At 64.3% G+C, this 22673-nt stretch carries 17 protein-coding genes; 3 read left to right on the top strand and 14 right to left on the bottom strand.

What is annotated here, in order from left to right; all coding sequences use genetic code 11:
• Positions 1–18: 18 nt before the first annotated feature.
• The 3 genes from E8L03_RS15015 to E8L03_RS15005 are packed head-to-tail and all read right to left on the bottom strand — an operon-like array spanning position 19 to position 1587.
• Positions 19–666 carry an NADH-quinone oxidoreductase subunit C gene (locus tag E8L03_RS15015; RefSeq protein ID WP_167512328.1) on the bottom strand — a complete coding sequence of 216 codons (648 nt, stop codon included), beginning with the start codon at positions 664–666 and terminating at the stop codon, positions 19–21.
• 19 nt (positions 667–685) lie between these two features.
• A complete protein-coding gene (locus E8L03_RS15010; RefSeq protein ID WP_235896530.1) occupies positions 686–1180 on the bottom strand; it encodes an NADH-quinone oxidoreductase subunit B in 495 nt (164 codons plus the stop codon).
• Positions 1181–1209: 29 nt separating this feature from the next.
• Positions 1210–1587 carry an NADH-quinone oxidoreductase subunit A gene (locus tag E8L03_RS15005; RefSeq protein WP_144234067.1) on the bottom strand — a complete coding sequence of 126 codons (378 nt, stop codon included), beginning with the start codon at positions 1585–1587 and terminating at the stop codon, positions 1210–1212.
• Positions 1588–2179: 592 nt separating this feature from the next.
• Between E8L03_RS15005 and E8L03_RS15000 the strand changes: the two genes are divergently transcribed.
• On the top strand, positions 2180–2959 hold the full coding sequence (locus E8L03_RS15000) for a tetratricopeptide repeat protein (RefSeq protein WP_171267772.1): 780 nt from the start codon (positions 2180–2182) through the stop codon (positions 2957–2959).
• Positions 2960–3093: 134 nt separating this feature from the next.
• Here E8L03_RS15000 and E8L03_RS14995 read toward each other — a convergent pair whose 3' ends face one another.
• The 7 genes from E8L03_RS14995 to E8L03_RS14965 all read right to left on the bottom strand — a co-directional run bounded on the left by E8L03_RS14995 (position 3094) and on the right by E8L03_RS14965 (position 16459).
• Positions 3094–4359 carry an ABC transporter substrate-binding protein gene (locus tag E8L03_RS14995; RefSeq protein WP_171267771.1) on the bottom strand — a complete coding sequence of 422 codons (1266 nt, stop codon included), beginning with the start codon at positions 4357–4359 and terminating at the stop codon, positions 3094–3096.
• A 244-nt stretch (positions 4360–4603) separates the two neighbouring features.
• A complete protein-coding gene (locus tag E8L03_RS14990; RefSeq protein ID WP_144234070.1) occupies positions 4604–7099 on the bottom strand; it encodes a penicillin-binding protein 1A in 2496 nt (831 codons plus the stop codon).
• On the bottom strand, positions 7096–7956 hold the full coding sequence (locus E8L03_RS14985; RefSeq protein ID WP_171267770.1) for a hypothetical protein: 861 nt from the start codon (positions 7954–7956) through the stop codon (positions 7096–7098). Before E8L03_RS14985 ends, E8L03_RS14990 begins: the two co-directional genes overlap by 4 nt.
• Positions 7957–8185: 229 nt before the next feature.
• Positions 8186–12790, bottom strand: coding sequence for a translocation/assembly module TamB domain-containing protein (locus E8L03_RS14980; RefSeq protein WP_171267769.1), 4605 nt, complete (start codon positions 12788–12790; stop codon positions 8186–8188).
• 2 nt (positions 12791–12792) lie between these two features.
• Positions 12793–14643, bottom strand: a complete 1851-nt coding sequence (locus E8L03_RS14975; RefSeq protein ID WP_144234073.1) for an autotransporter assembly complex protein TamA — start codon at positions 14641–14643, stop codon at positions 12793–12795.
• Positions 14644–14730: 87 nt separating this feature from the next.
• Complete coding sequence (locus tag E8L03_RS14970) at positions 14731–14943, bottom strand: hypothetical protein (RefSeq protein ID WP_144234074.1); 213 nt, start codon at positions 14941–14943, stop codon at positions 14731–14733.
• 97 nt (positions 14944–15040) lie between these two features.
• On the bottom strand, positions 15041–16459 hold the full coding sequence (locus E8L03_RS14965; protein ID WP_171267768.1) for an RtcB family protein: 1419 nt from the start codon (positions 16457–16459) through the stop codon (positions 15041–15043).
• Positions 16460–16631: 172 nt separating this feature from the next.
• On the opposite strand from E8L03_RS14965, the gene E8L03_RS14960 reads away from it, so the two are divergent.
• Entirely contained in the window at positions 16632–16835 is a 204-nt protein-coding gene (locus tag E8L03_RS14960) for a dodecin family protein (protein WP_171267767.1), read from the top strand.
• 89 nt (positions 16836–16924) lie between these two features.
• Positions 16925–17566 (top strand): DUF72 domain-containing protein, encoded by a 642-nt coding sequence (locus E8L03_RS14955; RefSeq protein ID WP_144234077.1) that lies wholly within the window; start codon positions 16925–16927, stop codon positions 17564–17566.
• A 34-nt stretch (positions 17567–17600) separates the two neighbouring features.
• On the opposite strand, the gene E8L03_RS14950 is transcribed toward E8L03_RS14955, so the two are convergent.
• Genes E8L03_RS14950 through E8L03_RS14935 form a run of 4 tightly spaced genes read right to left on the bottom strand, consistent with a single transcriptional unit; the run spans position 17601 to position 22429 of the window.
• A complete protein-coding gene (locus tag E8L03_RS14950; RefSeq protein ID WP_171267766.1) occupies positions 17601–19403 on the bottom strand; it encodes a hypothetical protein in 1803 nt (600 codons plus the stop codon).
• Positions 19400–20356: a WxcM-like domain-containing protein gene (locus E8L03_RS14945; RefSeq protein WP_171267765.1), complete on the bottom strand. Its 957-nt coding sequence runs from the start codon at positions 20354–20356 to the stop codon at positions 19400–19402. The genes E8L03_RS14950 and E8L03_RS14945 overlap by 4 nt, the downstream gene beginning before the upstream one ends.
• A complete protein-coding gene (locus E8L03_RS14940) occupies positions 20346–21323 on the bottom strand; it encodes a glycosyltransferase family 2 protein (protein WP_144234080.1) in 978 nt (325 codons plus the stop codon). The genes E8L03_RS14945 and E8L03_RS14940 overlap by 11 nt, the downstream gene beginning before the upstream one ends.
• On the bottom strand, positions 21320–22429 hold the full coding sequence (locus tag E8L03_RS14935) for a DegT/DnrJ/EryC1/StrS family aminotransferase (RefSeq protein ID WP_171267764.1): 1110 nt from the start codon (positions 22427–22429) through the stop codon (positions 21320–21322). Before E8L03_RS14935 ends, E8L03_RS14940 begins: the two co-directional genes overlap by 4 nt.
• Positions 22430–22673 lie beyond the last annotated feature (244 nt).

Here is a 22673-nt window from a genome sequence, read left to right as displayed (position 1 = left end):
GTCGGACATGGTCGCTTCCTAACCGGCTTCGCCGGCTTCCTCGGATTGTTTTGCGGCCTCTTCCTCCGCCGCTTTGCGCGCCGCCTCTTCCTCGGCCTTCTTGGCCTCTTCGGCGGCCTTGCGTTCCGCTTCCTCGCGCTCGGCCTTCCGTTTGGCCGCGAGCTCCTCCAGCGGATGGCCCTCGGCGCACTCCGTGATGGTGAACTCGGGCATCAGGTCGAGGTAGGACTTGCGGGACTTGTCGTCCTTTTCCAGGGGCTTGAAGGTGGAACCCTCGATCAGCAGGAGCCGCTCGGGGTTCGGGTTCCCGTCAAAGATTACGCCGTAGAAGTCCATGCTCTCGCGTTCGTGCCACTCGGCGCCCTGGAAGATGCCTGCAATGCTGGGGATGTGCGGATCGTCGTGCGGCGCGATGACGCGCAGCTCGATGCGCCCCGGCGTATCGTAGCGCCGGAAGTGGTAGCGGGCGTCGTACCCTTCGGTCACATCCAGAACGGAGACGTCCTCGAGGAAGAACTCCGCCCCGGCAATGGCCTCCACGGCTGCCGTGAGCGCCTCGCGCTCGAGGATCAGACAGAGATCGATGCCCGTGGCCACGGGATCCATGGCCAGACGGCATGTCGCCTCGACCTCGTCGAGAAAAGAGAAATCGCTACGCTCAGCCACCTCGTTCTCCTCGTCTCGCTTATTTACCCGGCTTGTTTGCAGAGGGCTCGGCCGGCGCATCAGGCCACCAGCGACGTCCCGTAATCTTTTCCTGGAGCTGGAACAGGCCTTCGAGCAGCCCTTCCGGCCGCGGCGGGCAGCCCGGCACATAGACGTCCACGGGCACGAGCTTGTCCACGCCTTCCACGATGCCGTACTGGTCCTTGAAGACGAACGGGCCGCCGGCGATGGCGCAGTTGCCCAGAGCCATGACGTACTTGGGAGCGGGCATCTGCTCGTAGAGCCGCACCAGGGCCGGAGCCATCTTGTTGGATACGGTGCCGGCCACAATCATCAGGTCGGACTGCCGCGGCGAGGGCCGGAAAACCTCCGCGCCGAAACGGGAGATATCGAACCGCGCCATGCCCACGGCCATCATCTCGATGGCGCAACAGGCCAGACCGAACGTCATGGGCCACAGCGACATGGCCCGGGCGACGTCGAAAATCTTCTGCGGCAGGGACCAGGAGATCATCGCCTTCTCCTGATCGGTAACCGCCGATTTTAAAACGCTTTCTTCGGCCATTCGAAGACCCCTTTCCTCCAGAAGTATACGCAGCCGAGCCCCAGCGCCACGAGGAAGATGAGCACCTTGACGAAGGGCACGAGCCCCGCGCTTTGCGGATAGTGCGCCGCTACCGGGAAGAGGTAAAGCACATCCACGTCGAACGCGAGAAACAGCAATGCGTAGAAGTAATAGTTGATGCCGAAGCGCACCCAGGAAGAACCGTGGGGAGGGATACCGCACTCATACGGCATCCCGAAGGCGCCGCCTTTGGCTTTTGGCGCCAGTAACACTGCGCCGATGAGCGGCCCCCCGGCAAAGAGAATGCCGACGATTAGGCAGATGAGAATTGCCACATTAAGCCAGGTGAAGACCATTACGGGACTCCTCTTAGAGCCGGTCAAGAGGACCGGAACTCGCAGCCATGGCTGTGGGTTTTTGAAAAGTTCATGTGTCTAAAACATAATTAATTAAAAGAAGTCAAGGCATGAATGTCACGTTTGTTCATCTTTTCACAACCATCTTGTTGGAGAGGCTGCTCCCTACATCCCTGATTCCCTTTCATTTCCGTTTGCAAGACATAATAATCTACCTGGAAGGTAGATTTGAATGTGGTTTCATTCCAAAGCCGTCATGTTAGCCCATTATATTTGTCGGGAAATACGTCTCGCTACGCGTATGTCGCCGTTTGCCTTCCGCGAATCCAGGCTTCCACATTCCTTTTTCTTGCCTTGCATCGCCCTGCTCGGCTCGTTGTACATGGGAATACTTTCACTTTGTTTTATTTTTCCTGTGGATTTGTTTGTTCCGACGTCTTTTCCATGTCGGCTTTCACACTATCGCCTTTTCCGCGTGGCGCACCTCGGCTTTTTGCAACCTTTTTCATTATGATTCTTCGCTCTTGACGCAATCTGCGGCCTACGCGTAAATCCAGGTGTCAATCTTCCTATTGATCCAAGTGAAATCGCAATGAAAGAGGCCTTCGAGAACCTTGCCCGCGCCAAGGGCTACTACCACCGGCATGACATCCTGCGCACCATGGCGACGTTCGCCCAGGCGCTCAAACAGGGGGCATCCGGCCAGCTCTTCGGTGCGGACAAGATGCGCTTTACCGGACAGGTCACGGAAATCGTTCAGCTTCTCAACAGGACCGATGAAATCCGCAACGCCCTGCCTGATGGCCTGCAGTACGAAAGCGGCGGCGAGAAGCAGCTCTTCATGGCCGTTGTCACTCGCCTTAAAAAGCTTCAGGAAGAGGCGGCACGGATTACAGAAAAAGAGATCGAGGAACGCAAGCTCAATATCGACAAGCTCCTCATCCGCGGCACCAAGCAGCTCCAGTCGGACAATGCCAAGGAAGCCCTGGAACTGTTCCAGGAAGCAACCAGCCTGTGCGTGGACGAGCACGTGCTTTTCACCATCATAGGCACGCGGCTGTTGGACGCCGGCCTGCACAAGCCAGCCCTCGACTATCTGACAAAGGCCGTGGAGTTGGACGACGGCAACGAGAATGCGCACCTGGCCCTGGCGCGGACGCACATCGCGCTGGACGAGCCGGAGCAGGCGCTGGCCGGGTTGCAAAGCGCGTGGAAGCAGCTGGGGCGGCCCACTGTGGATCTGGCCGTACTGCTGGCCCAGGCCGCTCAAAAAGCAGGAAAGGATGCAGTGGCCAAAGCCGCCGCGGCCAAGGCCCTGGAGATGGACCCCATGTCGCCCAAGGTGAAGAAGCTGTGCAAGCAGCTGCGCTGAGCACCGCCGCGCCACCATTCCTCATAGAGACAAGAACGGTCAGAATACCGGGACGCCTGCGTCCCTGTCGGACCTGCCCGCGCAAAGATGACGCGGCACCACTGCCCCTGTTCGGCTGTTCGGGCTATTCCTGATTACTGATTGCGCGCGGGCGTTGTCGGCGTCGCTGGCGAGTCCGGCACCGCCAGCAGTTGGCGCAGTGCGTCCATGTCGGCGGGTTCGGCTCCTGTTTGCGTGGGAGTGAGCAGATAGAGGTCCTGCGCAGCCCGGCCGGCCGCATCCCAATGCAGCGGCGCCATGGCCCAGTCCATGCGCGCGGCGTTCTGCAGCGCGGCGGTTACGTCCTGGGGCGTGGAATTTTCGGGCAAATCGCCCATCCGACAGGCAAGCCGCACGAAATCGAAGCCAAGGGCCTCCCAGAAGCCGGGACGAGCCCCGGACGCGGCCATGCCCTGGCGCAGGGCTCGTGCTGGCTGGGAGTCGCTGCCCGACCACCACGCGCCCGGGAAGACCGACCCCGAAAAAAGCAGTGCATCGTCCGGGCGGCGCATGTCCATGGTCTGCGCCCACAGCGCCGAGCCCAGGATAAGCGGCCGCCGGCGTTGCAGAACGAGCAGGTTGGGGATCAGCTGCCGCGCCTGGGACCAGACGTCTGGAATGTAGACCGCGCCAAGTTCCTGGCCGCCGGACTCCTGCAGCAGTCGCATCGCGCTCCTGGCTGCTCCCTGAGGATCGTCCGGGGTGTAACGCTGCGCAGCGGCGACGTGGAGGCCGCGGCCAGAGGCCATCTGCCGGAACAGGATGGACCGCCGCACGCCAAAGGATTCGTCCGGGTAGAGCACGCCGAGTTCGCGTGCGCCCACCTCTTCCGCACCGCTGAGAAGCGCATCCACATTATCCGCCGCACTGGTGAAAAACCGCCAGACATCCCGGCCCTCCGCGACGGCGCGCGCCGCGCCTCCGCTCTGCCCGGTAGTCACGGCGGCCGGCAGCTCGGCCATGAACGCCAGATGCGCCCGGCGGAACGCTCCCGGCGCGGACAGGACCTCGCCCAGCGCCTCCGGTCGCATGGGACCGCCCACTATGCGGATGGCTGACGGCAACGTGGCCAGGGAGCGCGCCCAGTCCTCCCCTGTGGTGTCTATGGTAGAGAGCGAGACCGGGACGCCGGCCCCGGCGATATGCGACACGGCCAGCCGCGCGCCTTGAAGGATACGCTGCGCATAGGCGGCGTAGGGACCGCTCAGAGGCAGCAGCAGACAGACCTGCGTCGGCTCCGGAGCCGGCAGCGGCTCCGCAACGGCCGTGGCGTTGACAACAGGCGCCATGGGAGGAGTGGCCTTTCCTGCGCAGCCCAACACGGCCGCAGCCCAGAGAAGCGAGCACGCCAGCAAAGCCATGGCGCGGGCTCGCCTCGATCTGCCCGTTCGCGTCTTCCTGTGAGTACGCGCCGTCATCGCCGTTGTCATCGTGATTCGATCCCCCCACTTTTTTACGAACGCTGCCGCCATCATGCGGCGCAACCAGCTGCCATGTCGTGCAGTTTATCATACACATCGGTTGCTTGTGCACCCTTTTCCAGCAAAAAAGCGCCCCCCTGAGGAGGCGCTTTCCTAAAACCATGTTGCGGCCGCGCGCCGCGCATCAGTAGAACATCTGCTTGAGCAGGAAGTCCTCCTGTTCCTCGATGGGCGCGTTCTGCATGACCCAGTGCGTGCCGGAGACGCTGGGCTGCGTGCCGTCCATGAACGGCAGCGACCACGTGGTGCCCTCCATCTGGCCCACGTCGGCCACGTTCTCGAACACGATGCCGCCCGGAGTCTTGAAGTCCTCTTCCGGGTACTCGTCCTCCACGTGCATGCGGTACTTGACCCAGATGGGCAGCGCAGCGCGGGAGCCGGTCTCCTTGTCGCCCATGGGCGAGAAGTTGTCGAAGCCCACGTACACGCCGGTGAGCAGGTACGGCGTGAAGCCCATGAACCATGCATCGCGCTGGTCGTTGGTGGTGCCCGTCTTGCCGGCGATGGGCCGGTTCAGCAGCTTGGCCTTGGTGCCTGTGCCGGTCTGCACCACGTGCTTGAGCAACGTGGTCATGATGTAGGCGTTCTGCGGCGAGATGGCCTCCTGCACCTCGGGCGCGGAGTGGTATATCTCGCGGCCACGCGAAGAGCTGATGGAGAGCACCAGCCGCGGATCGACCGTGGTGCCGCCCCTGGCAAAGGCGGTGTACGCCTTGCAGAGGTTGATGGGCCGGACCACCTGCGAGCCCAGGGCGATGGAGAGGTACGGCGGGAAGTCGGGCTCCAGCCCCAGGGCCTTGGCGCGGGCTATGATCTTGTTGATGCCGATGCGCTCGGCGATCTGCACGGTAACGATGTTGCGCGACTTGGCCAGGGCCGTGCGCAGCAGGGTCGGGCCGAAGTACTCTTCCTTGTAGTTCTGGGGCTTCCAGAGCTTCTTGGTGACCGGGTCCCAGTACTCGATGGGCTGGTCTTCCACCACGGAGGCGGGGGTGAAGCCGCTGTCCATGGCTGCGGAGTAGACAATGGGCTTGAAGGCCGAGCCGGGCTGGCGGTGGGCCTGGGTGGCGCGGTTGAAGTGGCTGTGCTGGAAGTCGTAGCCGCCGACCAGGGCGACCACCTCGCCGGTGGGCGGTTCCAGGGAGACCACGCCGCCCTGCACCACAGGCATCTGCTCCAGCCGAAGGGGCAGAGGGCCCTCTGCCGGCAGCGTCGCCGGGTACTCAGGATCAGGCGGCAGCTTCCTGTCCCACTCCGAAAACATGAGCAGGCTGTGAATGCGCGGCTCGAAGTTGGTGGGCAGGTAGGAAGCCCAGACCACGTCGCCGGGGTTCAGCACTTCGCGCGCATCCTTCACCGCCCGCACGGCCTCGGTGGGCCGCTCCAGGTTGGGCTTGCGGCACCAGTGCAGCGTCTCCACGGGGATGACGCCCTCGCGCGATCCGGCGCGGACCGTAGCCTTGTCCGCTTCCACCTTGGTGACCACGACCCTGATCCAGCCGCCGGTCAACAGCCCCTGCAGATCCTTGTCGTCCGGTCCGTTGGCCGCCGCGTACTCGTCGATCTCATTCGGCTCCAGTGTGCGGAGGGGACCGCGCCAGCCGCGGCGCTTGGACGAGGCGCGCAGCCCAGTGCGCAGGGCCTTTTCCGCCGCGGCCTGGTGCTCCAGGTCGATGGCCGTGAACACGTGCAGACCGCCCTCGTACACGGCGTCCTCGCCGAGACGGTCCAGGGCCTGGCCTTCCTGGTCCAGGTTCTCCGGCTTGAAGTAGTCGATGAGCCAGCGCCGGACCTCTTCGAGGTAGTAGGCGCCGAGCTTCCAGGAGGGGTCGGCCATCTCCTTGTACACCAGGGACTGGGCCAGAGCCTCGTCATGCTGGGCCTGGGTTATCCAGCCCAGCTCCAGCATCCGCCCCAGCACGTAGGTCTGGCGCTCCTTGGCGTCCTCCGGCCGGTGGTACGGATTGTACTTGGAGGGCGCCTTGGGCAGGCCGGCCAGCACGGCGGCTTCCGCCAGGTTGAGGTCCTGCACGTGCTTGCCGAAGTAGGTCCGCGCTCCGGCTTCCACGCCGTAGGCGCCTGCGCCCAGAAAGATGTCGTTGAGGTAGATCGCCAGAATGTCCTTCTTGGAGAGGTGGCGCTCCAGGCGGTAGGCCAGGATGGCCTCCTTGGCCTTGCGCACATAGGTCTGCTCTGTGGAGAGGAGCAGCCGCTTGACGATCTGTTGCGTGATGGTGGAGCCCCCCTGCACCACGGCGCCGGCGGCCACGTTCTTGGAAAAGGCGCGGAAGATGGCCGTGAGGTCGATGCCCTCGTGCTCGTAGAAGCTGGCGTCCTCGGCGGCGAGGAACGCCTGGACGAGGTAGTCCGGCATTTCCGAGAGGGGCACGAGGAAGCGCTTTTCCCGGTAGAGATAGCCCAGAACCCGGCCGTCGCGCGTGTACACCGTGGTGGTCAGCGCCGGCTTGTAGTTCATTATCTCCTTGAAGTCCGGGACGTCGGCCAGGGAGGCGTTGACGCTGCTGATGCGGAATTCGGGCCGGGCAAAGGCAGGCAGCGAGAACGCTGTCACGGCCGCCAGAACGACGAGGAGTATGCCGGTGCGGGTTCGCATAATCATTGCTGGGAAATGCTGATGGTAAAGAGCTTGATGATGTCGGTCACCTTGCGCATGGCAAGGACGTCCGAGACCTTTACGGGATCGTCCAGAACGACATCGACGGCGAGCTTGCCGGGTTGCTCCACATACCGGCCCAGCTCCGTGAGCGATTTGACGGCGTTCGCGCGGCCCTCGTCTTTGGCCTTGACGATCTCCTCGTCGATGCCTTCGGAAACGTAGCGCACGAGCTCCTCTTCATTCTTCCGTGTGTTCTGCATCACGGTCTGCAGGAAAACCACGTCATTGTAGGTAACGTGCAGCCGCTTGACGGCGAGGTCCTCGATCTCCAGGGCGCGCAGGGCCTTGACGTTGATGTGGTCCACTTCCGTGGCCAGCTGGAACGAGCCGAGGTTCTTCACCTGCACATCCAGCGGGTCCAGCACCAGCCCCTGGACATCCGGGTCCCAGCGGTAGGTCAGCGCGGCGTCGGCCACCACGGTCTGGAACCCGAGCTCCCGTACGGAGTCCACCTCGTCGTGGAAGTTCTCCTTGTCCACAGGAATGGACATGCCGTGGACGCTGACCGTGGCGTAGCGGGGGCGCTTGGGATGCTTGATGTCGTAGTCGTGCACGACAACCCGGCCCACCGTGAAGTGCGCGCCGTTCTTGAGCTTCACATTCAGGTCGGCGATGGAAAGATTCTGCTTCCACAGGTTCACGGACACGGAGTCGTACGCCACGTCCGCCTTGTCCTGGGTTTTTGCCAGCGCCTCACGCAGCTTGGTGTCGGCCATTTTGTTCGCCACGTACATGGCCGTAAAATAGCCCCCCACCAGGAGAACGCAGAGGATGCCGAGTATGATTGGTAGCTTACGCATAGCTCAAGTCCTGCCGGGAACCTGCCCGGACGAAGCTGGACGGGATTTGTCGCGCGGAATGATGCGAGGAACAGTGCTGTGTGTGCAAGCGCCGGTCGAGTTGTATCCCCGGCGGCATGTAGGAATGATACGACACGTCTATCCGTCTGTGTGAAATGATACGTTCCTCTAGTCCTTTCCCCAATACAAATCAAGTAATCATGCTGGCTCGAACAGCAACATGCATACATCAGTAATCGAGTCGCCAGTCCACCCCCACACCCTGGTCGCCCTGGTCGTCCACCGTGCCGCGCACGCTGAAGTTCCTGGTAAGATCGACCTCCACCTCCACCTGCGTGGCGCTGTTGCCCAGGCCCTGCTCCACGTTCACATGCACGTCCTCGGATACATCGGTGCCCACCTCCACGGCGCCGCCTCCTTCCGTATCCGCCAAGCCGATATCCACACCGCTCAGGAACGGAAGCTTGGAGGCGTTGCGCTGGATGGACATGAAGTCGGAGCCGGCCGCGATCATGGTGGCGGTCTGGGCAATCTTGATGGCCTGCACCGGGCTGATGCTGTTCAGCTCCCGGCCGAAGAGGATGTAGGAAATGATCTCGTCGCGCGGGCGGCTGGGCTCCGAGGCCAGCGAGAACTGCGGGGAGTCCGCCTGCCCGTACACGCGGATAATGGCCAACACGTCGCCGGCCTGTGTGGTGGCCTCCACCTCCACCCGCGGCGACGGCGGGTTCTGCCCCCAGAAGTTCAATGTTCCCTTGCGGATGTTGAACTTTTTGCCCAGAAACTCCAGGCTGCCCTGGGTGGTGGAGACATTGCCGGTGAGCTTTGGCCCGGAAAGCCGGCCGCTCACGTCGAGACGGCCCTTCCAGGTGGTGTCCACGCCCATGCCCTGCACGCGCATGCCCTCCTTCACCTCCACGCCCAGCTCCAGCGTGGGGTCAAAGGCGGCCGGCGCCGCGGGTTTGTCTTTCCCGGCCTTTTCCGTGGCGTTCTGCGCGGATTCCCCGGGCCCGGTCTGCTCCAAGGTCCGCACGTCCACCACCTCCACGTCGGTCACGCTGGGCGGGAGCTGCTCCGGCAGCCAGACCTGCACCGGGGCGAGGGAGATGCCGCCCACGATACGGCTCTTCTCCATATTGCCTTCCAGGGCGGCGTTGCCCGTGGCGGCCATGCGCAGCATGTCCATGCGCACGGCCGTGAACTGGTCCAGGGCCACGTTGATCATGAAGGGCGTGGCCTTTTCCGGATTGGCGTCGACCCAGCCGCTGACCTTTACCGAGCCCTTCTCGCCGTCCGCGGCGGTCAGGTTCACGATGAGCCGCGGCGCATCGCTCTCAGGAGAGTCCGCCGCCACGAACTCCAGGTCGAGGTTCGAGACCACGGAGCCCGTATCTACATACTCGATGCGGCCGTTCTTGATGGCGGCCTTGCCGCCGAAGCCGGGGTTGCTCGGGGTGCCGTTTATGGTGAAATCCGCCGTGAACGCGCCGGAGGCCGATACGCCGAAAAATGCGAGCACGGGTTCGAACCCCTTGAGCTCCGTGCTGGCCTGCACGTTCGCCGAGAGCGCGCCGTCCATGGGCACCTCGAAGGCAAAGGGCTCCAGCGAGAACGTGGCGGGCAACGCGGCCTCCAGCCTGGCCTGGCCGTCCGGCAGGCCGCCCACCTGGGCCGTGGCCGTGAGCTTGCCACCCGTAACGTGGGCCTCGGCGTCCACGCTGAGCTCGTTCATGGCCGTCAGAGGAGAATCCTCGGCTACGCGCATCCGCATGCCCTTGGCCGACACGGTCACGTCGGCAGACGGCCTGGAGAGCGGCCCTGTCACATCGAGCTGCAGCGCAACGGTCGCCTCCGGCCCCACGGCCTGGTTGCCGATGAGCTGCATCACGCTGTCCGCAGTAAGATCCGCAATGCCGGCGGTGAGGTCGGCGCGTTCCGCGCCCCAACCGCCCTTGGCCGAGATGCGGGCGTCGCCCCAGCCCAGGGTCAGCGGCTCGATGGCCAGCTTGCCGCCGGTAAAGGAGACGGAGCCGGGCTGCGGCAGGGTCAGGGGACGCTCGTCCAGCGACCCCGAAAGCTTGGTGAGGCGGAACAGCACGCCGCCCTCGGGCTGCTCCAGTCGGCCATTCAGGGAGAGGTCCACAGGCGCGGGCTCTGCCCCGGCCTCGATCTGGCCATCCAGCTTCAGGCCGATGTCCATGCCGTTCCCGCCGCCGTCGGCGGTCAGGGAGAAGGACCTGGCGGCGAAACCACTGGCCGAAATTTCCTGCACCTGCACACGGGCCGTGCCCTGCGGCGCCGCCGTGACGTCGGTGAGATGCGCCTCGATATCCGCGCTGCCCACGGCCGCGCCCGGGGCCTGCACGTTGCGCAGCGTGGCCGTGAGATCCACGGCCTGCGCGCCGGAGACGTCCTTGAGCGCGATGGAGGTCTGCAACGAGCCGCCCAGATCCACCTTGGCGAAGGCGCCCAGCCGGCCCAGGTCTTCTGCTCCGCCGGCCAGGGAGCCCGTGACCAGGCCCGATTCCGTAAGTAAGGCCAGGTCGCCGTTCAGGGCTATGCCCGGTCCCTTGATCGCGAGGTTGTCAAAGGCGAGACGCTCCGCGCCGCGGGTAAAGTCTGTGCGCACGTCCAGCGCTGCTGGCTGGCCCTCCACCATGGCGGCGAGGTTCACGGACGCTGCGCCGGACCAGTTGTCCAGCGGGCCGGAGCCGTCCACCTTCACGGCCAGCTTCTCGAACGCCTGCGCGTCCACCTGCGGCTGGTCGATGGCGAGGTCCAGGGACAGGTCGGGCGCATCCATGTCCCCGCTGCCGCGCACGGACAGGGCCAGCGCACCGCCGAGCTTTGTTCCGGCCAGGGCCGAGAACGGCTCCAGGCTGTCGGCTTTGGCGTCCACCGCCACCTTGAGCGGGGCCTTGGGGTCGTTGATGTTGGCCTGCGCCGATCCCCGCAGGGAGATCGCCCGCGCCGTGACCGTGAACTGGCTGACATCCAGCGCGCCGGACTCCGCGAGATCGCCCTTGACCGTGGCCGTGGGCTCGCTGCCCAGAATCGCGGCCAGGGAGCCCTGCGGCGCCGTGGCGTTGTTGGCGTCCACCACAAGCTGCCTGGTCTTGGCGTCCACGCGGACGGTCCCTGAAGGCACGCTCCAGTTGCCGTCGACGTCGATGGTCACCGTGGCTCCGCCGGCCAGGCCGGCGTCCTTCATGTCGAACGCATCGGCCAGGGCGGCCAGATCATCCGCCGTCAGCGTTACGTGGGTCTTGGCCGGACCGTTGAGGGACGTCTGGCCCGAGACGGCGAGGGTCGCCGTAGCCGCGGCCAGATTCAGGGATTCGATGCGCACCACGTCCCCATCCACGGTCTGGAACTCGCCTGTCAGCCTGGGGGAATCGCCCACGGCTTTGGCAACAGACTCCATCCCGGCGGGCAGAGCCAGCCCGGAGACATCGAGGGCCAGTTGCGCGCGCACCGGAGGCAGCGGCTTTTCGGGGTCCTCCGCCTTCCAGCCTTTGGCGTCCTCAAGAGGCGTGATGTGCAGGGTGACGGCAGCCTTGTCCGCGCCGAAGTCCTGGAACCCGGCGTCCTGCATGGTCAGGTTCACATCGCCGCGCAGAGCGCCCGTGTCGCTGGCCAGGTCGGCCGAAAGCGCCAGGGAGCCGCGTAGCGGCTCGTCCATGAACGCGTTGAGAAACGCGAGGTCCTCGATATTGGCCCGGGCTTTCACGTCCATGTCGTCGAGGCTGGAGCCGATCCGGCCGGTGGCATTCACGCCGAGACTGCGCGCCGAGATATCGGCCCGCCCCAGCTCCAAGCCCTGCACGTCGCCGCCGGAGTCCAGCAGACAGCGGCCGTGCACGGCCAGCGTCACGCGTTCACCCAGTTCGTGTACTGCGCCGCGCTCGGTCTCGGAAAGCATGGGCTCCAGCAGGCCCGGCGTTCCGGGCGTCCCCACCAGCGGAGCGGTAGCCACGCCGCCGTCCACGCCGAATCCGAGGGAGTCCTCAGCTACGGCCAGAGAGAGGCCCAGGTCGGCAAGCTGCTCCTGGCCATGGTTCGCGGCCAGGGTGCCATTCCAGGCGGAGAGCGGTCCCCTGCCGGTCAGGGTCAGGGAGAGAGGGGCTTTCTGCTCGATGCCGGTGGCCGCAGCAAGCAGGCCGTCCGGCGGCTCGTGCACCTCGATGTCCACATCGAGCTCCGGCGCGCCGGTGTCCACGCCGCGGGTGGCGATGAGCGCCTTGATGGCGGACTCCGGACCATCCAGCCGGGTTACGGAAAGATCGACATCCGCCTGGCCCCCGCCGACGCGCACATTACCGTGCACGCCGTAGTCCGCGGCCTGGCCCACCACGGCCTGGCCCATGCTGAACCGCTCCACCGAGAGCGTATCCACCTGCACATTGGGCAGGGAGAGGGACGGCGGCGGCCACACCGGCCCGCTCGGCTCTTTGGGCTTCGGCGTTTCGGAAGGGGGCGGCAGCTCGCGCAACGCCACCTCCTCCGCGCTCAGCGTATCCACATGCAGATTGCCGCTGATCAGGTCAAGGGGCGACCACGCAAGGTACAGATTCCGGACCTCCAGCCAGGGCTCGGCCTCTTCGGACTCCGCGATGGCCACGTGCTCCAGCCGGATGGAGAGCGGCAGCACGCCGGAGAGCCCCTCCACGGTCAGGTGCATTTCGTCGCCGGCCGCCGTGGCCGCAAAGTCTGCAATGGCGCGTTTGACCGGTCCGGTCTGCAAGGCCACAAACACTCCGGCCACAAGCAGAACCACCAGGACCACACAGGCCAGAAGGATTTTGATCGCTATGCGCACGCGACGGCTCGCCATGGTCAGAACGCCTGCCCTATGCTGATGTAAAACTGAAAAGGATCGTCCACGTCTTTCCGGCGCTTGAGGGGTACGGCAATGTCCGCGCGCAACGGCCCGAAGCTGGTGTGATAGCGGATGCCCAGCCCCGCGCCGAAGAGCATGTCGCCGTTTATGTCGAAGGGATCTTCATAGGCATAGCCGCCGTCTAGGAACGGGACGATGCCGAACTTCTCGGTGAGCATGGCCCGGGCCTCGGCCGAGAACTCCAGGAAGGCTGCGCCGCCCTGGGGCGTGCTGCCGCTCACGGGCCCGGCCATCTGGTATCCGTAGCCGCGCACGGAACCGCCGCCGCCCGGATAGAAACGCAACGTGGCGGGCAGGTCGTCGCTCGTGACACCCCAGGAAGCGCCGGCCGCGCCCCTGCCGGCAAGGACCAGTCGCGGGGAGTCGAGCAGCTTCAGATAGCTTGTGGCCGAAAGCACGGTCTGCACGAACTCGGAGCTCGCGCCCTCGGTGTTGCCCACCGGGAAGAACGGCTCGACGCGCAGATCGATGTTGTGGCCGCTCGTGGGGTCGAGCACGGAGTCCCGGTTGTCCCAGCTGGCCTTCAGCACCACGGAGAGGAGGTCGTAGAGGCGGTTGTTGTCAAAAGGCCTGGACTCGTCCTCGATGATATCGCCGTGACGGTAGCGGAGCCCGCCGCCCATGCTGAGGTGGTCCACCACTTCCTTGGAGATGAGGAATCCCGTCTCGAAGGTGTTGGCCTTGTAGGCCTCGGTGTCGGACTTGACGTACTTGCCGTCCAGATCAAAGGAGAGCTCGCGGCCCAGAAAGCGCGGCGAGTTGTAGGCCAGGCCAGCCTCGGACTCCACGCCGGAAGCACGGATCGAGGCCTTGAGCTTTTCGCCGCCGCCCAGCAGGTTGCGGTGCTCCCAGCCGACATGGGCCTGGGGCCCTTTGTCGCTGGAGTAGCCCAGGCCAGCGCGGATGGTGCGCTGCTTGCGCTCCGTAAGCTGGACCTTGATCGGCACCCGGCCGGAGTCGTCCAGCTTCGTGTCGGGATCGATGCGGATGGTGGAGAAGAGGTTCAGCTGGGAGAGCCTGTCGTAGTACGTGTCGAACTCGGTGCGGTCGAAGAGCTCGCCTTCCTTCCAGGGGATGTAGGCCCGGACGAACTCCTCGTCCACGGTGGTGAGGCCGGATATCTCGGTTGCGCCGAAGTCCGCCTTTTGTCCCGGAGTGACCGTATACACGGCCCGCACCGTATGGGCCTGGAAATCCGCCAGGATTCGCGGCTTGGCGACCTTGGGGAACGGGTAGCCGTTGTCGGCCAGCTGCGTCTGCACCTTGCGGGAGACCGCCACCACCGTCACGGCGTCGAAGCGCGCGCCCACGTCCAGGCCCAGGGCCTGCGCGTCCGGCAGTGTCATGCCCTCCACCGCGCCGTTCACCTCGTAGGATATGCCCTCCAGAATGAACGGCGGTCCCGTGTCCACCGTGTAGGTCAGCACCGGCGGCTTCACGCTGGTGTTCAGATCGGCCTTCACGGAGCTGTCCATGTAGCCCTTGCTGTTGAGCGCCGTCTGGAAGAGCTTTTTGTCGTCCTCGATGCGCCGGGCGATGAGCCCGCTGGAGACAAAGGGTTCGTCCGACTTGCCGGCCGCCACGGAGATCTGCTGCAACAGATCGCGCAGGTCGCCTTCCACACCCTGGAAGACCACCGTATATCCCGTCCCCTTCGACGCCGCTGTAGCGTTCGTCTCCTCTGCCCGGCACTCCCCTGCCCCGGCTGAGGCGAGAAGCGCAAACAGCACAAGGGCGATCAACCCGGGCAGCGCCGTGGATGCTTTCCGGCCAGTCCTATAGGTCATTCGGCTACTGTATCCATTCTCCAATGGTTTTGGTCAAGGCGGAAATAACGCGCCGCCGGCGGATGGGCGGCATGATGTGCAACGCCTCTAGCCCTTGCCGCTATCGCCACGTGGTTCGTCGAGGAAGTTGTCCACCACGGCGGCAAGGTCTTCGAGCTCGGAGGCGACCTGGTCGAAATCCTCGCGGCTCAGATGCTCCGGGTCGTTGTCCTGGAAGTAATTCGCAAGCTTGCGCAGGCCGATGCAGACCTGTGCGATGCGTTTGAGGTTACTGTCGTTATCCAATGTATTGGGATCCATGAAACTCTCTCTTATTTCAAATGATGTGTTTTGCGCAGACAGATATGGACTCGGGATATTGTTTACTATGCGTTGGATCGGTGGCGAAGGCAAGGAGTCAGTCTGCGGACATCTTGACCAGCGAGGGCCGGAAGGTGGCGATGATATCCACGAGATCCTCCTGCGCGCGCATCACCGCGCCGATGTCCTTGTAGGCGATGGGGCTCTCGTCCAGGCCGCCGGAAAGCAGCGTGACTTCGCGCTCCTTCAGCAGCTCCTGCAGGTGGCGGTGATTCTCGCGGGCCTTGGCTTCCTTGCGGCTCATGCGGCGGCCGGCGCCATGGGCGGCCGAGTGCAGCGAGGCGGCGTTGCCCCTGCCGCGGACCACATAGCCGGGATCGGCCATGGAGCCGGGAATGACGCCCAGCACGCCCGGTCCGGCCGGCGTCGCGCCTTTACGGTGGACCACCAGCTCGCGGCCCAGGTGCTCTTCTATCCAGGCAAAGTTGTGGTGATTCTCCACCACTGCCAAAGCCTCGAACCCGAGCGCGCCCAGGACCGAGGCGTGGAGCAACTCGTGGTTCGCGTGGGAGTACGCGCCCATGAGCTGCATGGCCGCCCAGTACGCCTTGCCCTCCGGGCTGGAGAGCGGCAACCAGGCCAGAGAACGCATGTACTTGGGCAGCTGGGGCATGCCCTGCTGCGCGATGCGCGAGTAGTACTTGGCCACCTCCCCACCCACGCCGCGGCTGCCGGAGTGGGAGAGCAGCGCGAGGTACGTGCCGGGCTCCAGCCCCGGAATCGGCTCGTGCACGGAAAGCGCGCCGAACTCGGCGAAGTGGTTGCCGCTGCCGCTGGTGCCGAGCTGGTCCCACGCTTTCTCGCGCAGGGAGCGTGTGACGGGGGTCGCGCCCCAGTCGAGGTCCATGACCGGGTGCTCGCGGCGATCCTTGAAGGACGCGCCCACGCCGAAACGGGTCTCCTGCTCCAGGGCCTTGGCCAGCCTGGGCTGCTTGTCCGTAAGCCAGGAGGCAGGCGCATCCACCACGGACAGGCGCATGCGGCAGGCGATGTCCATGCCCACGGCGTAGGGGATGACCGCGTCCTCCACGGCCAGCACGCCACCGATGGGCAGGCCGTAGCCCACGTGGGCGTCGGGCATCAGCGCGCCAGCCACGGCCACCGGCAGCATGGCCGCGTTCTCCATCTGCTTGGCCGCCTCGGGGTCCGGGCCGGCCTCGTCCGAGGCGAACACGGCCACCGGGGCCGGCTCCCTGCGCAGGCCGGCATACTCCGGGGCAAAGGATGTCACGGTTGAGGGACCCGCCGGTTGCAGGGCGGCAGCGGCCCGCGCATAGGCGGCCCAGTCCGGGTCGTCCAGGAACGGCTCCGGATCGGCAACGATCTTCTTGAGCCGCGCCTTGACCGCGCCGCGCTCCATGCCGGTCTTGAGCGCCCGCTTGGCCGTGCGCGAGGCGGCCTTGCGCAGCTCGTGGTCCCTGGGCAGACCGAGTTTGTCCAGATCTTTCGCTTTCATGGCGCCATCTTCGTTACGTTACCGCCCCCCTGCTGGCAACGAGTATACCGTGAGGCCGCGGTGCGATACAGCCGCCGCCGACATCTCACCATATTTTGCCCTACCGAAGAAAAGCACGGCAGCCGTACGATGGGCCGGAATCGAACAACCCCTTCAACGCAAGGAGGGAGCCATGAGCGTGGTCAAGGTCATCGAGATTCTGGCGCAGTCCGACAAGGGCTGGGAGGACGCCGTGCAGCAGGCCGTGACCGAGGCGTCCAAGACCGTACGGCACATCAAGTCCGTGTACGTGGAGGAGTTCCAGGCGCTGGTTGAAGATAACAAGGTTGTGAGCTATCGCGTCACGGCCAAGATATCCTTCCTGCTGGAACGGTGACGGCTCCGGCGCGCTGCATCGGCACGTCCGGCTGGCAGTATCAGCATTGGAAGGGCCCCTTTTATGCCCAGGGGACCGCTTCCGGGGATATGCTTGCGCGCTACGCCGAGCAGCTCTCCGCCGTGGAGGTGAACGCCTTTTTCTACGGGCTGCCCGACGCCGAGAGCGTGGCAAGCTGGCGCGACACCGTGCCGGAGGGATTCGTCTTTGCCGTGAAGGCGAGCCGCTACCTGACGCACATGAAAAAGCTCAAGGACCCGGAAGAGCCGGTGTCCAAATTATTGGACAGGGCCAGCGTCCTTGGCGACGCTCTGGGGCCCATCCTGCTGCAGCTTCCGCCGCGCTGGCGGTTCAACGGAGAACGGCTGGACAACTGCCTTGCCGCGTTTCCGAAATCCGTGCGCCTGGCCGTGGAGATGCGAGATACGAGCTGGATCTGCGACGAGGGATTGGCGATTCTACAGAAGCACAACGCGGCGTTCTGCGTGTACGAGCTGGCCGGATACCGCACGCCGTGGCACGCTACCGCGGACTTCGCCTATGTGCGCATGCACGGCCCGGCCGAGGACAAATACCGCGGCTCGTACAGCTCTGATCAGCTCCGCACCATTGCCGGTCATCTGGAAGGCTGGCTCGGCGATGGTTTGGATGTCTACTGCTTTTTCGACAATGACGAGGCGGGCTATGCCGCGCAGAACGCCGTGGAGCTCGACAGGATGCTGGCGGGCTGACGTTCCCCGGCATGCCTCGTGCGGTCGGCCCGATTCACTCCGTGCTGTTCCCGGCAGGGGCTCCGGCCTGGAACCCGGTTTCGGCCGGCCCGGTGAACACCACGAAGTCGTCATAGAGATGGCGCGGCGGATGATGGCCGATATCCATGCGTTTGTCCGCATGCTCCTCGACCAGGCGCATGACCTTGCTCTCCTGCTTCTTGTTGGAGAGCAGGTCCACGTTTTCTGAATAAAATACGCACCACGGCTTTCCACTGTCCAGAATGGCGCGTATCTCATTATAATACATGCCGTAATTCTGAGAGATGTACGACAGGCGCGGCGGCGCCTTGTGGTCCAGGAAGTAGTAGATCAGCGAGGAGTTGCGGAAGGTGATCAGGGCCTTGTTCGCGCATCCGAACTCATCGTAGGCTTGCTTGATGCGCGCAAACGTCTCTGCCCGCTCCGGCGATTCGAGAATGCCCTGGAAACGCGGATTGTCCAGCTCGACCTTGGGGCCCACCGGCCGGACCTCTGTTGTCCAGCCGCCGTAGTAAATATGCACCATGCAGCCCGCAACGAAAAGAACGGCCGCCACGCTCATTATGATCCTGCCCGCCCTGCCCATGCGTGCGGAAAGCATCACCAGGCCCAGCGCCATAAAGTATCCGGAGGCGAACACCATGGAGATGTTGACCGGAATGTCGCTGTAGAACGTCTGCTGCGCCCAGTATGCAATCAGCACCACCGCGCATAACGCCCCGCGCCTTTGCGCCTTGGTGCTCCAGTCGCCGTAGAAAACGGCCAGGCACAACACCGCATAGGCGTACTGCGGCATGATGATCAGCGGATGGGTGGCGGGAATAAGCGAAAGCGGGAAACCCGGCAGGATCTGGGCCATCACCAGCAGAAATCTCGCCAGATACGCCGCTACGGTCAGCGTCGCAATGAAGAGGCCGAAGGCGGCAGGGTTGTTTCCGCACAGCTTCCGGACTCCGGCAGCCACACAGGGCCACAAGCCCGATACTCTGCCTATCAGCCAGTAGACTCCCCAGCACGCAGGCATGAGCGCGCCCTGGGCAAGGATCTCCAAAGCCCGTTCATAGTGGAACCCATGGCCTTTGGGGACGCTGAACATCTGCGCCAGGCCCAGCTTGCTGAGGTATATGCCCAGCATCAGGGCCAGGAAGACTCCGCAGGACAGGGGGGCCAGCATGGAGCGGAAGTCCCGCTTGCGCCACGCCGTGTACAGGAGCCACAGACACAGCACCGCCAGCCCCGGCGCTATGGTGAGGTTCACCATGGCGGAGCAGGCCAGGAAAAAACCGGACGCGAGCCACACCGTCACACGTACGCCAGACGAACCCGCTTTTCGGGACAGCCAGTACAAGCCAAGGCCCATCAGCAGGAACAGGCTGGGCCCGTTCTGATAGTTGACCAGCGAGGAGAGCCCGGCGAAAAGAACGCAGCACAGCCCAAGGGGAATGATGAACCTGTTCGGAGCCTTTGCGCCGTCAATGCCCGCCATGACGGCCAGTCCGGCGGCGAGGCTGAATATGGTGTACACCCAGCGCAGGGGCAGATACCCCTCGCCGAGCACGGCCATGAATCCGGTGTTGAACAGGTACGCAGGCGCCTGGGGGAGGAAGAGGTTCAGCTCGCCATGGCGCAGGGCGCGCAGGGCGCTGTACAGATACCAGCCCTCGTCCCCGAAAAAGGCGCCCTTGCGGGGGGTGATGTACAGCAGGAACAACAGGGCCAATGCGACAAAGCCGGACCAGGCCAGCACAGTAGGCCAGAGTGGTGCTCCGCCCCGTGAATGCTGCAGCCCCCGGGACGAACTTTGCGTCAACATCATGATCCTTTCCGGGTCAGTCGCCGAAACTCGTCGAACTCGCGGATATACTCCGCGCTGTCGTACGGATGGGATGCGTAGACGCCAAGCACCGTATCAACGGAAAAGTTGTACTGGATGCCCCAGATCATCGGTGGCATGTACACGCCGATATCCGGCCGGTTCAACCTGATCTCGGCGGAACGCTCCCCGTCCGTCAGAACCAGGTTCAGGCTGCCGTGCAGCGCCACGAGGAACTGATGGCATTCCTTATGGGCGTGCTCGCCGCGAACTTTGTTGTCCGGCACGCCGAACACGAAGAACTGGCGCTTCGGCTCGAAGGGCAGGTCTTTCAGGAACTCCACCGGAACAATTGCGCCGCGAAGATCCTTAAAATGAGGCAGCGGCCAGACCTGCGCCTTGCCCACGCCCAGATCGCGCGGCCCGCCCTGGGCCTCGATATCCTCCGGTCTGAACTCCTGGGCCGAGCCCGTCCGGACCTCGGAAGGAAAGGTATACCCGACAATCCTGGCCGGGTTCCCCACAACAATGGCATGGTGGGGCACGTCGTGCGTTACCACCGCTCCGGCCCCGACCATGGCGGCCCGTCCCACCCGCAGTCCTGGCAGAATCGTTGCGTTGGCCCCGATGCTGGCCTCGGACTCCACGACTGTCTGCAGCACCTTCTCCTGATACTGGCGGGAGCGCGGGAAGTGGTCGTTAGTGAATGTGGCGTTAGGACCCACGAACACGTCATCACCCAGACGCACGCCGTCCCAGAGCTGGACCCCGCACTTGATCGTCACGCGGTCCCCGACCTGCACATCGTTTTCGATGAAAACGCCGTCGCAGATGTTGCAGTCCGCCCCGATTCTGGCGCCGGGAAGCACATGGGCAAACGCCCAGATTCGGGTGCGGGGGCCCACGTTTTCACTTTCGCACAGCCCCTTTTCATGCACAAAAAAATCAGTCGCCATCGTCTCCCCGACTGTTTTCAGGATCGAAACGCAACACTGTGGATACAAACGTGGCCGGGCGGCACTTGGTGTTCTCGAATATCCGCCACAGGTAGAAGCCCACGATTCCCGTGGCCAGAAGCTGCAAGGAGCTGAAAAACACCACCGCCAGCATCAGGGGCGTGTAGCCCTTGACCCCGACTGTGCCCATGGCCCAGGCCCCCAGAACAACCGCCGCCAGCACTATGCTGATGGAAACGCCCAGAAGGCCGATCCAGAACAGGATCATAATGGGCAGGTTGGTGAAGGACAGGACGCTGTCCAGCATGTACTTGAGCCGCTTGCGCATGTTCCAGGCGGACACGCCATGCTCGCGCTTGCGCCGCTTGTACGGCAGGAAGGCGCGGCGGTAACCGACCCAGAACAGCTGCGCCACGAGCGAGCTGTTTGCCTCGTTCAGGCTGAGCACCGCATCGCGCACACGCCGGTTGCAGCCGAAAACATCCACGCCGCCCCGCGGTATATCCGGGATCACGAAGCGGCGGTATATCTTCCAGAACGTCTGGGACAGCAGCTTGTACAGGAAGGGATCATCGCGTTCCGAACGCTGGCCGAAAACAACATCGGCCTTGTCATCGGCAAGGGTCTGGAACATCTCCAGCACCAGCTCCGGCGGCTCCTGCAGGTCCGCGGCCATTGCCGCCATATAGCTGCCGCGCGCAACGCCCATGCCTGTGCGGATCGCCGCAAAAGAGCCGAAGTTGCGGCTGTGCTCCACCAGCCGGGCCGGGTACGGTACGTTGGGCAACGCCCGTCGCAGCAGGTCGAAGCTGTCGTCCGGGGAGCCGTCCACGACAAAGACCACCTCCATGTCCCGCCCGGTACGTTCCCACATCTGTTCCAGAGCAGGGAGCAGATGCGGGATGTTTTCCGCATTGCGATAAACGGGAATCACTAAGGAGAATTCTGGTGCGCGCGCTTCGGTCATGGGGTGTAGGCGGCCAGGGCTTCGGCCACGATTGAGATTTCTTCCTGGGTCAGCTCCGGAAAACACGGCAGGCTGACAATCCGCTCGGAGCAACGGCGGCTGCTCGGGAGCTGCCCGCAAACCTGGGGAAGGTCCCGCCAGCCGGCCTGGTCGCAGTCGAGCACCGGGTAGTGGATGTCCGTTCCCACTTCGCGCTCCGCGAGATGCGCGCGGAACCCGTTCCTGTCCTCCACCATGACCACGGCCAGATGCGCAGACGGGACCTGATCGGGACGCTTCGGAAACACCACGCAGGACGGCGCCGCCGCGGCATAGGCCTCGATGACTGCGCGCCTCGCACCATTGGCGTCTTCCAACTTGGGCAAACGAGCGGACAGCACGGCCGCCTGAATCTCATCCATGCGGCTGTTCCGGCCGAACGGAACGGCAACGTTGTACCGTGTGTTCCAGCCGTACTGGTGCAGCCGGGAAAGCCGCTCCATGACGGCCTCGTCACGGCAGAGCACCGCGCCGCCGTCGCCGAACGCGCCGAGATTCTTGGTCGGGTAGAAGCTGAAGGTGGCCAGATCCCCGAAGCTCCCGGCCATTTGCCCCCGAAGGGATGCGCCATGGGCCTGGGCGCAGTCCTCTATGATTATGGGGCAGGCTTTGCCCTGGGCGGCAAGCTTGGCGCGCAACGCCTCGACATCCGCCACCGCGCCGTACAGATGGGTCGCCACAACGGCCTTCACGTTCGGATCGACCAGCGACGCCGCATCGTCCATGTCCATAAGCAGCGTGTCTGCGTCGATATCCGCGTACACGGGTACCGCGCCGATAAGCCGGCAGGCCGTGGTCGTGTACCCGCCGGCGTTCGCCACGGTGACCACATGGTCTCCGGCCTCGACGCCTGCGGCGCGCAGGGCCAGCTCCAGCGCGTCGGTGCCGTTGCCCACCAGGAGGCAATGCGGCATGCCGACGTACTCGGCGAACTCGCGGGAAAACGCTTTGCCATATGGCCCGCCAAGGTAATAGCCGCTGGCGCCAACTTTCGTGAGGATCGTATCGAAAACCGTCTGGTTGTCCCGGTAGGGCCGGGACAGGTCGTTCATGGGTATCTTCATCATGCCCACATGGTCTTTATGGCTGGAGAAACAACGCGATGGAGCAGGTCGAAACAGCAGCCGAATCCAGGAGTCCGCACACGGCGTCAGCGCCTCCACACGGTCGCCCCCTTGAAAACATCAGGCTGGCTCCCTGTCCACAATGTCGTTAGATGACTAACGAAGTCTTTAACATAGCTAGAGGAGTCATCAAATAACTACACGAGAGGGAATAGCACCGCAACCCTCGCCACTGTTCGGGATGGGG

The sequence above is a fragment of the Oceanidesulfovibrio marinus genome (genome assembly GCF_013085545.1).
GTDB classification, from domain to species: Bacteria; Desulfobacterota; Desulfovibrionia; order Desulfovibrionales; family Desulfovibrionaceae; genus Oceanidesulfovibrio; species Oceanidesulfovibrio marinus.
Note: the sequence above shows the minus strand (reverse complement) of the source record. Positions and strands in the feature narration are given on the sequence as shown.

Bases quoted from the DNA above. Each gene is read 5' to 3' on its own strand.
- E8L03_RS14975 (WP_144234073.1), bottom strand. From the start codon at position 14,643: ATGACCTATAGGACTGGCCGGAAAGCATCCACGGCGCTGCCCGGGTTG.
- E8L03_RS14955 (WP_144234077.1), top strand. From the start codon at position 16,925: ATGCTTGCGCGCTACGCCGAGCAGCTCTCCGCCGTGGAGGTGAACGCC.
- E8L03_RS14965 (WP_171267768.1), bottom strand. From the start codon at position 16,459: ATGAAAGCGAAAGATCTGGACAAACTCGGTCTGCCCAGGGACCACGAG.
- E8L03_RS14995 (WP_171267771.1), bottom strand. From the start codon at position 4,359: ATGGCTTTGCTGGCGTGCTCGCTTCTCTGGGCTGCGGCCGTGTTGGGC.
- E8L03_RS14980 (WP_171267769.1), bottom strand. From the start codon at position 12,790: ATGGCGAGCCGTCGCGTGCGCATAGCGATCAAAATCCTTCTGGCCTGT.
- E8L03_RS14945 (WP_171267765.1), bottom strand. From the start codon at position 20,356: ATGGCGACTGATTTTTTTGTGCATGAAAAGGGGCTGTGCGAAAGTGAA.
- E8L03_RS14935 (WP_171267764.1), bottom strand. From the start codon at position 22,429: ATGATGAAGATACCCATGAACGACCTGTCCCGGCCCTACCGGGACAAC.
- E8L03_RS14960 (WP_171267767.1), top strand. From the start codon at position 16,632: ATGAGCGTGGTCAAGGTCATCGAGATTCTGGCGCAGTCCGACAAGGGC.
- E8L03_RS14950 (WP_171267766.1), bottom strand. From the start codon at position 19,403: ATGATGTTGACGCAAAGTTCGTCCCGGGGGCTGCAGCATTCACGGGGC.
- E8L03_RS14940 (WP_144234080.1), bottom strand. From the start codon at position 21,323: ATGACCGAAGCGCGCGCACCAGAATTCTCCTTAGTGATTCCCGTTTAT.
- E8L03_RS15010 (WP_235896530.1), bottom strand. From the start codon at position 1,180: ATGATCTCCTGGTCCCTGCCGCAGAAGATTTTCGACGTCGCCCGGGCC.
- E8L03_RS15000 (WP_171267772.1), top strand. From the start codon at position 2,180: ATGAAAGAGGCCTTCGAGAACCTTGCCCGCGCCAAGGGCTACTACCAC.
- E8L03_RS14990 (WP_144234070.1), bottom strand. From the start codon at position 7,099: ATGATTATGCGAACCCGCACCGGCATACTCCTCGTCGTTCTGGCGGCC.
- E8L03_RS15005 (WP_144234067.1), bottom strand. From the start codon at position 1,587: ATGGTCTTCACCTGGCTTAATGTGGCAATTCTCATCTGCCTAATCGTC.
- E8L03_RS14985 (WP_171267770.1), bottom strand. From the start codon at position 7,956: ATGCGTAAGCTACCAATCATACTCGGCATCCTCTGCGTTCTCCTGGTG.
- E8L03_RS14970 (WP_144234074.1), bottom strand. From the start codon at position 14,943: ATGGATCCCAATACATTGGATAACGACAGTAACCTCAAACGCATCGCA.